This window comes from Microbulbifer sp. THAF38 (assembly GCF_009363535.1).
In the GTDB taxonomy this organism is placed as follows: domain Bacteria; phylum Pseudomonadota; class Gammaproteobacteria; order Pseudomonadales; family Cellvibrionaceae; genus Microbulbifer.
Genome location: NZ_CP045369.1, coordinates 824,006 through 836,330, shown reverse-complemented (window position 1 = coordinate 836,330; position 12,325 = coordinate 824,006). Strand labels below are relative to the sequence as shown.

10 protein-coding genes are annotated in these 12,325 nt (G+C 55.5%); 4 read left to right on the top strand and 6 right to left on the bottom strand.

Annotation, left to right across the window (positions count from 1 at the left end; genetic code table 11):
- Nucleotides 1-327 precede the first annotated feature (327 nt).
- On the top strand, nucleotides 328-1,470 hold the full coding sequence (locus tag FIU95_RS03720) for an efflux RND transporter periplasmic adaptor subunit (protein ID WP_152451609.1): 1,143 nt from the start codon (nucleotides 328-330) through the stop codon (nucleotides 1,468-1,470).
- 109 nt (nucleotides 1,471-1,579) lie between these two features.
- Complete coding sequence (locus FIU95_RS03715; RefSeq protein WP_152451607.1) at nucleotides 1,580-4,774, top strand: efflux RND transporter permease subunit; 3,195 nt, start codon at nucleotides 1,580-1,582, stop codon at nucleotides 4,772-4,774.
- A gap of 56 nt (nucleotides 4,775-4,830) precedes the next feature.
- On the opposite strand, the gene FIU95_RS03710 is transcribed toward FIU95_RS03715, so the two are convergent.
- Complete coding sequence (locus FIU95_RS03710) at nucleotides 4,831-5,211, bottom strand: hypothetical protein (protein WP_152451605.1); 381 nt, start codon at nucleotides 5,209-5,211, stop codon at nucleotides 4,831-4,833.
- A 344-nt stretch (nucleotides 5,212-5,555) separates the two neighbouring features.
- Here FIU95_RS03710 and FIU95_RS03705 point away from each other — a divergent pair, with 344 nt between their 5' ends.
- Nucleotides 5,556-6,353 (top strand): glycosyltransferase domain-containing protein, encoded by a 798-nt coding sequence (locus tag FIU95_RS03705; RefSeq protein WP_152451603.1) that lies wholly within the window; start codon nucleotides 5,556-5,558, stop codon nucleotides 6,351-6,353.
- Between the two features lie 59 nt (nucleotides 6,354-6,412).
- On the opposite strand, the gene FIU95_RS03700 is transcribed toward FIU95_RS03705, so the two are convergent.
- The 5 genes from FIU95_RS03700 to aceE all read right to left on the bottom strand — a co-directional run bounded on the left by FIU95_RS03700 (nucleotide 6,413) and on the right by aceE (nucleotide 12,024).
- Nucleotides 6,413-6,700 carry a hypothetical protein gene (locus FIU95_RS03700; protein WP_152451601.1) on the bottom strand — a complete coding sequence of 96 codons (288 nt, stop codon included), beginning with the start codon at nucleotides 6,698-6,700 and terminating at the stop codon, nucleotides 6,413-6,415.
- A complete protein-coding gene (locus FIU95_RS03695; protein WP_152451599.1) occupies nucleotides 6,690-6,977 on the bottom strand; it encodes a hypothetical protein in 288 nt (95 codons plus the stop codon). Before FIU95_RS03695 ends, FIU95_RS03700 begins: the two co-directional genes overlap by 11 nt.
- A gap of 84 nt (nucleotides 6,978-7,061) precedes the next feature.
- Nucleotides 7,062-7,331: a hypothetical protein gene (locus tag FIU95_RS03690; protein WP_152451597.1), complete on the bottom strand. Its 270-nt coding sequence runs from the start codon at nucleotides 7,329-7,331 to the stop codon at nucleotides 7,062-7,064.
- Between the two features lie 353 nt (nucleotides 7,332-7,684).
- Nucleotides 7,685-9,337: a dihydrolipoyllysine-residue acetyltransferase gene (gene aceF / locus FIU95_RS03685; protein ID WP_152451595.1), complete on the bottom strand. Its 1,653-nt coding sequence runs from the start codon at nucleotides 9,335-9,337 to the stop codon at nucleotides 7,685-7,687.
- Nucleotides 9,338-9,354: 17 nt separating this feature from the next.
- The gene (gene aceE, locus FIU95_RS03680; RefSeq protein WP_152451593.1) at nucleotides 9,355-12,024 is read right to left on the bottom strand and encodes a pyruvate dehydrogenase (acetyl-transferring), homodimeric type; all 2,670 of its coding nucleotides are present in this window, start codon (nucleotides 12,022-12,024) and stop codon (nucleotides 9,355-9,357) included.
- Here aceE and FIU95_RS03675 point away from each other — a divergent pair.
- On the top strand, nucleotides 12,019-12,240 hold the full coding sequence (locus FIU95_RS03675) for a hypothetical protein (RefSeq protein ID WP_152451591.1): 222 nt from the start codon (nucleotides 12,019-12,021) through the stop codon (nucleotides 12,238-12,240). The two genes, aceE and FIU95_RS03675, sit on opposite strands and share 6 nt — an antisense overlap.
- Nucleotides 12,241-12,325: the final 85 nt, after the last annotated feature.

Sequence of the window (12,325 nt, the reverse complement as noted above, 5' to 3'; positions counted from 1 at the left end):
ACAGTATACGGAGTTTTAGGCAACTATCACGGGAGATTGCAGGATTGGGCAATCACTGTGCAGTAATAGGTAACCTCAAGCGATCTGCACCTGTCAAATCATTGTAATGACATAACTAGAATTTAAAAAACCTAGTTATACATACAGTACTAACTAATTGTCAGAAAACTCAAAATCATTGCCCAGACCCCTAAAGAAAAATAGAAATAGGCAATCAAGCCATAGTTACCAGATACCGCCCCCCTATTGCCCCCCTATAAAGTTGCCTCCCAACTGAGAGGAGTGCCCCGACACCCTCTCTTCCGAAGCAAAGGGAGTACACGCGTTATGGTGAAGAAACTTACCGCCACACTATTCGGCCTATCGGCACTGGTCCTGGCCGGTTGCGGCTCCGGTGAACCCACTGGACAACAGCCTCCGCCCCCGGCGGTGGAAGTCGCCCAGGTGAGTACCGAAGCCACTACGTTGTGGCGCAGCTTTACCGGGCGTGTCGTCGCTCCGGAAACCGTAGAGCTCCGCCCCCGCGTGAGTGGATATATCGACCGGGTGTCCTTTGCCGAGGGCGCCTTGGTTGAGCGCGGCGATGTGCTCTTCACTATCGACCAACGTCCCTACAAAGCTAAGTTGCGCGCCGCCGAAGCGGAATTGCAGCGAGTGCGCAGTGAGCTCGCTTTCAGTGAGAAGCAGGCCGGCCGCGCCCAGCAGCTACTCGACAGTAAGGCTATCTCGCGAGAGGAGTACGATCGCCGTATTGCTTCGCGGGATGCCGAGCGTGCTGCCCTGAATGCGGCCGAAGCCGCTGTGGAAAACGCGCGTCTCGACCTGCAATACACCGAGGTGACAGCGCCAATAAGTGGCCGCGTCAGTCGCGCCCTGGTGACCCGAGGCAATCTGGCCAACGCAGATACAACCCTGCTGACCACCCTGGTTTCTGTAGACCCCATGTACGTGTATTTCGAAAGTGATGAGCAGACTTTCGCCGTCAGTCGCAACCTCCTCAACGACGGTGCCAGGCCTCCGGTCCATATTGGCCTGGCCGGTGAGAACGGCTATCCGCACAAGGGCCAGCTGGACTTTATCGACAACCGCCTCAACAGCCATACAGGCACCATCCAGTTCCGCGCGGTGGTCGCCAACCCCAACGGCACCTTTAAGCCGGGCCAGTTCGCCCGCGTAGAAATGCCCATCGAAGAGATGGCTCAGGCAGTACTGATCGACAGCAAGGCCGTGCTCACCGACCAGGATCGCCGCTATGTCTATGTGGTCACTCAGGACAATCTTACGGAAAGGCGCCCGGTCGAAGTGGGACCCCGCCAGGGAGAGCGCACGTTAATCCGCAGCGGTCTCCAGACTGGCGATCAAATTGTGGTCAACGGCCTGCAGAAGATTTTCTTCCCCGGCATGCCGGTAGCCCCGGAAATGGTCGCTCAACAGAGCCAGGGCGGCAGCGCTCAAGCAGCCGGACACTGAGCCCAGGGTGTCCACTACTTTCGGGCACCGCGTTTTGCGCACCGAACGCCCAACGAACCCTATCAATGGAATCCGAGCGGCCTGAAAGCCGCTCCCCAGGTAGCAGCGTATGAATTTTTCCCGTTTCTTTGTCGACAGGCCCATCTTTGCTTCGGTGTTGTCGATCATTATTTTTGTGGTGGGATTGATCAGTATCCCATCATTACCAGTCAGCGAATATCCAGAGGTTGTACCGCCCAGCGTGCAAGTAAGTGCCCGCTACCCTGGAGCCAACCCCAAGACCATTTCCGAAACTGTTGCCACACCGCTAGAGGAAGCCATCAACGGTGTGGAAAACATGATCTACATGAAGTCGGTGGCCGGCAGTGATGGCACCCTCACCCTGAATGTCACTTTCGAACTGGGTACCGATCCCGATCAGGCCCAGGTGCAAGTGCAAAACCGCGTCTCCCAGGCGTTACCGCGCCTGCCCGAGGATGTGCGTCGCCAGGGGGTAACCACGCAGAAGCAGTCTCCCAACCTGATGATGGCGGTGCATCTGATTTCCCCAGATGACAGCCTCGACGCCACCTATATTCGCAACTATGCGGTATTGCATATTCGCGATGAGCTCTCACGTATCCCCGGTGTTGGCCTCGCCGCCGTATTCGGTTCCGGTGACTACGCCATGCGCTTGTGGGTGGACCCGCAGAAAGCCGCCGCCGTAGGCATTACTGCTGCCGATATTGTCAGCGCCGTGCGCGAGCAGAACGTACAAGTTTCCGCCGGCCAAATCGGCGCTTCCCCAATGCCGAACGGCTCCGACTTCCTGATTTCCATCAACGCCAAAGGCCGCCTGGAAAGTGAAGAGGAGTTTGGCGATGTTGTACTCAAGACCGGCAACAATGGTGAGATCACCCGCCTGAGAGATGTCGCCCGTGTAGAGCTGGCCTCTTCCCAGGACTCCCTGCGCGCCCTTTTGAATGGCCGTCAGGCGGTCGCCATTCCGATCTTTCAATCCCCGGGCTCCAACTCCTTGGAAGTCTCCGCTGCAGTGCGCGAGAAGATGGCGGAACTGGGGCAACAGTTCCCCGAAGGCCTGGAGTGGAAAGTTGCCTACGACCCAACCGTATTCGTCAGCACTTCCATCAGCTCTGTGATCAAGACCCTGCTTGAAGCGGTGTTGCTGGTAGTGCTGGTGGTAATCCTGTTCCTGCAGACCTGGCGCGCCTCCTTGATCCCGCTTTTGGCTGTGCCGGTATCCATTGTCGGTACCTTTGCGGTGCTGTTAATGCTGGGCTTCTCGATCAACACATTGACCCTGTTCGCCATGGTACTGGCTATCGGTATCGTGGTGGATGACGCCATCGTGGTGGTGGAAAACGTCGAACGAAATATTGAGGAGGGACTGACGCCTTTAGCCGCCGCCCACCAGGCCATGCGCGAGGTAAGCGGTCCGATTGTCGCCATCAGCTTGGTGCTCTGCGCGGTATTTGTGCCCATGGCCTTCCTGGACGGCATCACCGGCCAGTTCTACCGCCAGTTCGCCACTACCATTGCTATCGCCACCATTATCTCCGCAATCAACTCGCTGACCCTGTCTCCGGCTCTGGCGGCGACATTGCTGAAACCCCACGGTGCCAAACCGGATATGCCCGCGCGCATTATTGAGCGTTTGTTTGGCTGGATATTCCGCCCGTTTAACCGCTTCTTCCAGCGCAACTCCGAGCGCTACCAGCGGGTGGTGGGTAGCAGCCTTAAGCGTCGCGGTATCGTCTTTGGGGTTTACCTGATATTGCTTGGCGGTACTTTCGCGCTGTTCCAACAGGTGCCCGGCGGCTTTATTCCGGTTCAGGATAAGACTTACCTGGTGGGCAGTATTCGCCTGCCGGAAGGTGCCTCCCTGGATCGTACCGAGGCAGTTGCTCGCCGCGTGAGTGAATTGGCCCTGGAAACAGAGGGCGTTGCCAACGCTGCGGCCTTTGTCGGCTTCAATGCCCTGCAAAGTACCAACACCCCCAACGTGGGTACCGTATTTATCCTGTTCGACGATTTCGATCAGCGTGAACGCAGCGCCCAGGAAATCGCCGCGGAACTAAATGGCAAGATCGCACAAATCAAAGAGGGCTTCGCCATGACCTTTATGCCGCCGCCCATCTTCGGATTGGGCGCCGGCTCCGGCTATACCCTCTATGTTCAGGACCGTCGCGGTGCCGGCTACGGTGAGCTGCAAAATGCCACCAATATGCTCGCGGGCGCCCTGAGCCAGGCCAGCGGCCTCAGCTATCCCTTCAGCTCCTACCAAGCCAATGTGCCGCAAATGGATGCCGAGGTAGACCGCCTGCAGGCCAAGGCTCAAGGCGTGCGCATGGATGACCTGTTCGGCACCCTGCAGCTGTATTTCGGCTCCATGTATATCAACGACTTCAACCTGTTCGGTCGCACCTATCAGGTGGTTGCTCAGGCAGATGCGCCTTTCCGCGATGAAGTGCAGGACCTCGACAACCTCTACACCCGCAATATGAATGGGGAGATGGTGCCCATCAGCACCATGGTGACCCTGCGCCAGAGTTACGGACCCGACCCGGTAATCCGCTACAACGGCTATCCGGCAGCGGACCTGATGGGCCAATCCGATCCCAGCATGTTGTCTTCTTCCGAAGCATTGGCCGCGGTTGAACAGGTTGCCAGCCAGGCCCTACCACCGGGCATGCAGATCCAATGGACCGATCTAAGTTTCCAACAGGTTAACCAGGGTAACGCCGCCATGGTGGTCTTCCCGCTGGCGGTGCTGCTGGTGTTCCTGGTACTGGCCGCACTCTATGAGAGCTGGGTGATGCCTCTGGCAGTGATCCTGATCGTACCCATGTGCCTGTTGGCCGCACTCTTTGGTGTCTGGGCAACCGGCGGGGACAACAATGTGTTTGTTCAGGTAGGCCTGGTAGTTTTGATGGGGCTCGCCTGTAAAAACGCCATTCTGATTGTGGAGTTTGCCCGCGAGCTGGAAATGGATGGCAAGGGTACCGTGGAGGCAGCACTGGAAGCCTGCCGCCTGCGTCTGCGCCCAATCATTATGACCTCCGTGGCCTTTATTGCCGGTGTGGTGCCTCTGGTACTGGCCAGCGGCGCCGGCGCCGAAGTGCGCAACGCCATGGGAATTACGGTATTTACCGGCATGATCGGCGTTACCCTGTTCGGACTGTTCCTGACGCCAGTGTTCTATGTAGCCCTGCGCAAGCTCTCCGGCGGCGATCTCTCAGTCACTAAGAAAGTCGATACACCTGCGCTAATCGCAGACTCTCTGAAAGAGCCAGCGCACAGCTAGCCATACCCCCCAAGCTCATTCCCCCGCGGCAGTCACTGCGCGGGGGCTTTTTTATGCTAGGTTTTTTCTTTGCGCCAGCGGGCACTGGGAAACACCAGCACAAAAAGCCAGGTAACCAGACTGAGGGGCACACAAAACAGCATTACGAGCACCCCCAGCACCGCGCGCATAAAATCACTGCCTTCCTCATGTTTTTCTGCACGGTCCCAAAGATAACCACGATAACAGTGATCCGGCCCATCAATAGGCAAAAAAGTGAAGTTAATCACCCACTCGAGTACCCGCCAGTAGCGCCGAAAAGGTGTTTCCTGCACTCGAGAAAAGTAACCGCAGCGTGCAGAAATAGTGGCATCGGGTTTTCCCCCGGCAATGGCATTACCGAGCTGATCGATCGCGATGCAGACATTAATAATCCAGCTTCTTCTGGCGCCTCTCATTACTTTCCTATTGATTTAAGGATAACCCTACCCTTGCTCCCCCCACTCGAGCCTCGGCCAGAGGGTTTGACGCCCAGGGGCAACGAACGCAACTGAAAGGATAATCCATAGCCCCACTGGTATATGCGCAGGCGCCCTTTTATCAGGGACAACGAATATTTAGGAACAGCAAACATTTAGTATCAGCAAATATTTATTAACACTGGGTCCTTCAGGTCTACCATTTCAAGCTTAGGGGCGACTAGACTTTCTCCAGCAACAATCAAATCGTTGCTGTGACAGAAAATCGCAGATTGCCAAGATCGGCCCCAAAAGAGGTCCGCCCCAAGAGATCCGCCTCAAAAATGTTGCATGTCGTCACCATTGCCACCCATTCGGAAAGAATGTTCCCTATCTTACAGGAATCCGCCAAACGCAATGGCGTGCCGCTGACCATTCTCGGGCGCAATCATCCCTGGAAAGATTTCGCCTCAAAAATGGATATCCTGTTACCTTTCTTTCGCTCCCAACCAGAAGAGGACATCATCTGTTACTTGGATGGTTTCGATTCATTAATACTGCCGCCAATCCGTCACCTTGAAAAAAACTTCCTCTCCTTTGGTAAGGGCATTATTTTTTCCAATGACTATCGGCACAAGGGGATACAAGGTTTTTTTGAAAAGAAATTCTTTCCCGACGAACATGTTTTTTCCACGGGAATCTTTATTGGGAAAAACAAAGCGCTGCAAGATCTATTTCTGGCAGCTCGAGAGATGTACCCCCACGACTCTGATGATCAAAAAATCCTACGGCGCTACTATGTTCATAAAAATTGTGCCCATCAAACTTGTGCTCAGATGGCTATAGATCGAGAGTCCAGGCTTTTTTATAATTTTGATGCCGCCGAGCCCAGTTTCAACCTGCTTAATCAGATAAGCCATATTCACAATGGAGAGCTATATCTGCTCAATGGCCAAAGCCCCAGCGTTATATCTTTCCCCTGCAGCTGGTTCGCTATTGGCATCAAGAAAAACCTGCATATCCTGTTAAAGAAACTGGGGTATGACTACTGCCCAGAAATAAATCTCAAGGGCACTTTCAACGGCTTAAAGTACTATATCGGCACTTCGATTAAAGAAAGCCTCAAAACATTATTGAAGTAAACCAATCAGGTTATTACCCGCTCCAAACTTCTATCAACTATTTCTGCAGATTCTCTCAATCAGTAATAGCTGTAACTCAACTCAAAGGGTGAATAAGGCCCGGCACACCAATCACCGGTATCCAGCTGGTAACAGTGGACACCCTCAGCAATACAATTGGCCAGCTCGCCCATATAGGGATCACAGGCTAGACAAAAGCGCGGAAAAGCCGTTATTTCATCGGGCGGAACCGGGCTGCGCTTATAGGTGTAATAAACTGCAGTGCCATTCAAGTCTTGCCAAAAACCATCGGCACAGCCGCTGAGCAGCTGCACCACAATCAAAGACAGTAAAACTTTACTCTTCATAAGAGATACAACGCCTTCCACCGGAAATATCGAAACAACGGGCACTCGCTGGACAAATCGAGCCGGGCGCTAACTCCTCTGAGTCCCCTGGGCAGCTGGAATAACTGGATTTACGGGTTGCAGGTGCGGGTTGAGAGGGATAGGCGCGGTACTCCATATGGCGGGGTATCGGCGCACTGTTTGGATAGACCACCTGATTGCGTGTATCTGGTGTACCGCAGGCTGAGAGCAGCAGGCCAGCGGATAAAACAGAAATAACGAGGGGGCGTTTTTGCATAGACATGCCTCCGTATCGGCACCACGCGAAGCCTGCTTCGCGTACTTCGGTAAATGATCGGACGGAGCAGCCACAGCTCGGTATTTAATACACTCGCAAGACCGGGAAGAACCAAGTGTTGGAGTCGTACATCGGGTTTATACAATGCTCCTCGCACTCGTCATGAGCCGGCAAAGCCTGAGCAGTGGACGAAACAATCGTACCGGCTTCGACAAAACCGCTTTCCTGCCCGCTAGCCTGAACCTCGAAGAAGAACGGGTCTTCACCCTCCACTTCTTCAGCGGGTAAGAATAAGCAACCCTGCAACGCCAGTGCCGCCACTAGCGGCAGAGCAAATTTCCTTAAAGGCCCCATGATCCGACACTCCACTTTCAGTGTTGCGCTGATAGCTGTCTTTAAAAAAGTCTAGCCGGCGAGGAATCCCCAGCCAGTTGGCGCCGTGTCATTTATGCGCGCATTTCATCTTTAAGAAGTTTTATACGCCAAATTAAGCACAATCTACTGCAGTACACTTAAGAGCGATCATTTAGGAGCGGTCATTTTTATAGTGTCCTTCTCTTTCGAGCACTGATGCGTAAATTCTAATTCGCTCAAAGAAAGGAGTGTTTTAGCGGATTCTTCGCTGCCGTCCTGAGGCAGATGAGAGGCACCAATAAAAAAGCGGCCCATGGCCGCTTTTTTAATCGAGTTTTGACTGTGGCTGGTTATTACAGCAAAAGTCGGCGTACATCCGCCAGCACGCTCACCAGGTAAGTCATAAAGCGTCCGGCATCACCGCCATTGACCGCGCGGTGATCGTAAGAGAGCGCCAGTGGCAACATCTGGCGAGGTTCAAAGTCCTTGCCGTTCCACACCGGCTTCACCGCCAGCTTGGAGACACCGAGGATACCCACTTCCGGCGAATTGACGATCGGGGTAAACCCGGTACCCCCGATAGCTCCCAGGCTGGAGATGGTAAAGCAAGCACCCTGCATCTCATTGGGTTTCAGCTTGCCGTCACGGGCTTTCAGGGCCATCTCAGTGGCCTCGGCCGCCAGCTCATACAAACCTTTTTTATCCACATCGCGGATCACCGGCACCATCAGACCTTTGGGTGTATCCACTGCCATGCCCACATGCACGTAGTCCTTGCGCACAATGTGCTCGCCATCATTGTGCAGAGAGACATTGAAGCTGGGCTCTGCGCGCAGGGCTGCGGCTACCGCTTTCAGCAGGAAAGGCACTGGAGTGAGCTTCACACCGCGCTTTTCCGCCTCGGCTTTCATGGACTTGCGGAAGTCCTCTAGCTCGGTGATATCCGCATCGTCAAACTGGGTGACGTGGGGAACATTGAGCCAGTTACGGGACATATTGGCCGCAGTGATCTTGTGGATCTTGCTCATCGGCTCCACATTCACCGGACCAAACTGGCTGAAATCGATATCCGGCATCTTGGCGATACCGATTGCACCACCGACGCCAACCGCACCGCTCTCGGCCTTTTTCACCTGCTCACGGATGTAGTTGTGCAGATCATCCTTGGAAACCCGGTTGCGCGGACCGGTGGGCTTTACCTTGTTCAAAGTCACACCCAACTCCCGCGCCAGTTTGCGCACGGCGGGGCCGGCGTAAACCTGAGCGGCAGCGGTGAGATTGCGCTCCAGCTGGTAGTCTCTCTGCGGAACCGCAGGTGGCTCCGCCGGAGTAGATTCTTGCTGCGGCGCGCTCTGCTCAGCAGGCGCTGCCGGTGCTTCTGCAGAAGCCTCTTCAGAAGTCGCAACTTTTTCGCCGCCTTCGGCAACCACTTTCAACACACCGAGGGTATCGCCAGTAGAGACCTTATCGCCCTCTTTGACGGCGATGGAAACCACAGTACCGGCGCTTGGAGAGGGGACATCCATGGAGGCCTTATCGCCTTCCACTACGATCAGTGAATCGCCCTCTTCGACTGTATCGCCGGGCTGTACACTGATCTCGATCACGTCCACCGCATCGGCACCGCCCAGATCGGGAATCTGGATCGTTTCCTCTTTAGGCTCAGCGCTCGCTGCAGCCGCAGGAGCTTCGGCTTTCGGCTCTGAAGCCGGTGCAGCCTCTTCCTGGGCGGGAGCCTCGGCGGGCTCTTCTGCCGGCGCTTCCGCCGCATCGGTTTCGATCTCCCCAATCACATCGCCTTCAGAGACCTTATCGCCCTCTTTCACGCTGATGCTGAGGATTTTACCGGCCACCGGGGCCGGGACATCCATGGAGGCCTTGTCGCCTTCCACCACAATCAGAGAGTCTTCTTGCGCGACGGTGTCACCGACGGCAACGGTAATTTCAATCACATCCACCTGATCGGCACCGCCGAGATCAGGCACTTTAATGACTTGTTTTGCCATAGGGGTTCTGCCTTCTCTTAGCTGATGCGCGGGTTAACTTTTTCGGCGTCGATATTGAGCTTCACGATCGCTTCGGAAACTTCTTTCGCATCAATCACACCCTGCTTGGCCAGCCCGTTCAGAGCGGCGATGACCACATAGTTGCGGTCCACCTCGAAGAAGCGGCGCAGCTGCTCGCGGCTGTCACTGCGGCCAAAGCCATCGGTACCCAAGGTGGTTAGATCACCGTCGATAAACTCGCGCAGTGGCTCCACATAGGAGCGGATGTAGTCAGTGGAGGCAATCACCGGAGAGCTATTACCTTCAAACTGTTCGGTGATCCAGGCTTTGCGCGGTTCGGCTTCCGGATGCAGCATATTCCAGCGCGCCACATCCTGGCCTTCACGGGCCGCTTCCACAGCGGAGGTGAGGCTCCAAACGTCGGAAGTCACGCCAAACTGGTCGGCGAGAATATCCGCCGCTGCTAATACCTCGCGCAAAATAGTGCCGCCGCCGATCAGCTGTACATGTTTCTTGGCCGCTTTGCCCTTGGCGCCCTTCTTGACGTTGGACTGCAGTTTGTAGATACCGCGAATAATGCCCTCTTCGACGCCCTGGGGCATTTCCGGCTGCAGGTAGTTTTCGTTCTCGATGGTGATGTAATAGAAGACATTCTTCTGTTCTCCGTACATCTCCTCAAGGCCGCGTTGCATCACCACGGCCAGTTCATAACCGTAGGCCGGGTCATAGCTGCGGCAATTGGGGATCGTGGAGGAGAGCACATGGCTGTGACCATCCTGGTGCTGTAAGCCCTCACCGTTCAGGGTGGTACGACCGGCAGTGGCGCCAACCAGGAAGCCACGCGCCTGCATATCACCCGCGGCCCAGGCCAGATCGCCGATACGCTGGAAGCCAAACATGGAGTAGTAGATATAGAAAGGCACCATCGCCACGCCGTGGTTGCTGTAGGCGGTGGCTAACGCCATCCAAGTGGACATGGCACCCGCTTCGTTGATGCCCTCTTCCAGTACCTGGCCCTTCTTGTCTTCCTTGTAATACATGATCTGGCCGTGATCCACCGGGGTGTAACGCTGCCCCTGGGAGGAGTAGATGCCCAACTGGCGGAACAGGCCTTCCATACCAAAGGTACGGGCTTCGTCCGGCACAATCGGCGCGATGTATTTGCCGATATTTTTGTCTTTTACCAGCGCGGCGATAGCGCGCACAAATGCCATGGTGGTGGAAATTTCGCGCTCGCCGGAGCCCTTGATCAGTGCGCTAAAGGCGTCGAGGCCGGGCACTTCCAATTTGGGGCACTCGGTGGGGCGACGGGGAACCGGGCCACCCAGGGCCTTGCGGCGCTCCGCCATATATTTCATTTCCGGGCTGTCTGGAGATGGACGGTAGTAAGGCACTTCTTCCAATTCTTTGTCCGTGAGCGGAATGGCAAAGCGATCGCGGAAGCGCTTGAGGGAATCCAGATCCAGCTTCTTCACCGAGTGGGTATCCATCGCCGCTTCACCGGCGGAGCCCAGGCCGTAGCCTTTAACCGTTTGCGCCAGGATTACGGTGGGCTGGCCTTTGTGGGCCATGGCTGCCGCGTAAGCTGCGTAGACTTTATAGGGATCGTGGCCGCCGCGATTGAGCTTCATAATCTCGTCGTCGGACATATCCTTAACCAACTCCAACAACTCCGGGTATTTACCGAAGAAGTGTTCGCGGGTATAGGCGCCGCCGTTGGCCTTAAAGTTCTGCATCTCGCCATCGACGACTTCGTCCATGACTTTTTGCAGTAGCCCCTTGTCGTCTTTCTCCAGCAGCGGGTCCCACAGGCGGCCCCAGAGCACTTTGACGACGTTCCAACCGGCACCACGGAATACGCCTTCCAACTCCTGCACGATTTTGCCATTACCACGCACCGGGCCATCCAGGCGCTGCAAGTTACAGTTAACCACGAACACCAGGTTTTCCAGTTGCTCGCGGCCGGCCAGGGAAATGGCGCCCAGAGTTTCCGGCTCATCACATTCGCCATCGCCGAGGAAAGCCCACACCTTGCGGTCACCGCGCGGCGACAAACCACGGGCGGACATATAGCGCATAATATGCGCCTGATAAATCGCCTGTATCGGCCCCAGCCCCATGGAAACCGTGGGGAACTGCCAGTAATCCGGCATCAGCCAGGGGTGTGGATAAGAGGAGAGACCGTTGCCGTTCACTTCGCGGCGGAAGTTATCCAGCTGCTCCTCATCGAAGCGTCCCTCCAAATAAGAACGGGCATAAATACCCGGCGCACTGTGGCCCTGGAAGAAAATCAGGTCGCCGCGCTCTTCGCCTTCATTGCCGCGGAAGAAGTAGTTGAAGCCCACATCGTAGAGTGTGGCCGCAGAGGAGAAGCTGGAGATATGGCCGCCGAGGTGGTCGTTGTTCTGATTGGCGCGCACCACCATCGCCAGGGCATTCCAACGAATCAGGGAGCGGATACGGCGCTCCATAAATAAGTCGCCGGGCATACGTTTTTCCGCATTGGGCGGAATGGTATTGCGGTAAGGGGTAGTGATTGCCGCTGGCAGCTGCACGCCTACATCGGTAGCGCGATCAGACAGCTGCTTTAGCAGAAAGGCGGCGCGCTCTTTGCCGCTATAGCGGATAACCGCCTGCAGCGCATCCAACCACTCCTGCGTTTCGAGGTTATCGGTATCTTCGTGCATCAAGTGCTCCTCGGCGAATTAGGCGACGTCGAGTCGGTCTATTTCTCAAAAATCGGTTCGCGGGCAAACTACAGCGCAGGCAAAAAAATGCTTCCTTTTTTTCAGGCTTCCGCCAATTCACCACCTTTGGTGGCGGAAATGCAATGCGTGAAATTTCACCCGATCGCAGCGGAGAGGGAAAGCGGCGCCGGTCTGTGCCGCGAGTGCTTAGTTTGACTGTAATTATCTTTTCCGGGGGCCACTCAGCATGGCGGACAAAACACTATTCCCGGTGATTAGCGGAGGCGATTGTAGTATTACT

What these genes read in the sequence shown, in the direction of transcription:
- FIU95_RS03720 (WP_152451609.1), top strand. Translation starts at nt 328, where the DNA reads ATGGTGAAGAAACTTACCGCCACACTATTCGGCCTATCGGCACTGGTC.
- FIU95_RS03715 (WP_152451607.1), top strand. Translation starts at nt 1,580, where the DNA reads ATGAATTTTTCCCGTTTCTTTGTCGACAGGCCCATCTTTGCTTCGGTG.
- FIU95_RS03710 (WP_152451605.1), bottom strand. Translation starts at nt 5,211, where the DNA reads ATGAGAGGCGCCAGAAGAAGCTGGATTATTAATGTCTGCATCGCGATC.
- FIU95_RS03705 (WP_152451603.1), top strand. Translation starts at nt 5,556, where the DNA reads ATGTTGCATGTCGTCACCATTGCCACCCATTCGGAAAGAATGTTCCCT.
- FIU95_RS03700 (WP_152451601.1), bottom strand. Translation starts at nt 6,700, where the DNA reads ATGAAGAGTAAAGTTTTACTGTCTTTGATTGTGGTGCAGCTGCTCAGC.
- FIU95_RS03695 (WP_152451599.1), bottom strand. Translation starts at nt 6,977, where the DNA reads ATGCAAAAACGCCCCCTCGTTATTTCTGTTTTATCCGCTGGCCTGCTG.
- FIU95_RS03690 (WP_152451597.1), bottom strand. Translation starts at nt 7,331, where the DNA reads ATGGGGCCTTTAAGGAAATTTGCTCTGCCGCTAGTGGCGGCACTGGCG.
- aceF (WP_152451595.1), bottom strand. Translation starts at nt 9,337, where the DNA reads ATGGCAAAACAAGTCATTAAAGTGCCTGATCTCGGCGGTGCCGATCAG.
- aceE (WP_152451593.1), bottom strand. Translation starts at nt 12,024, where the DNA reads ATGCACGAAGATACCGATAACCTCGAAACGCAGGAGTGGTTGGATGCG.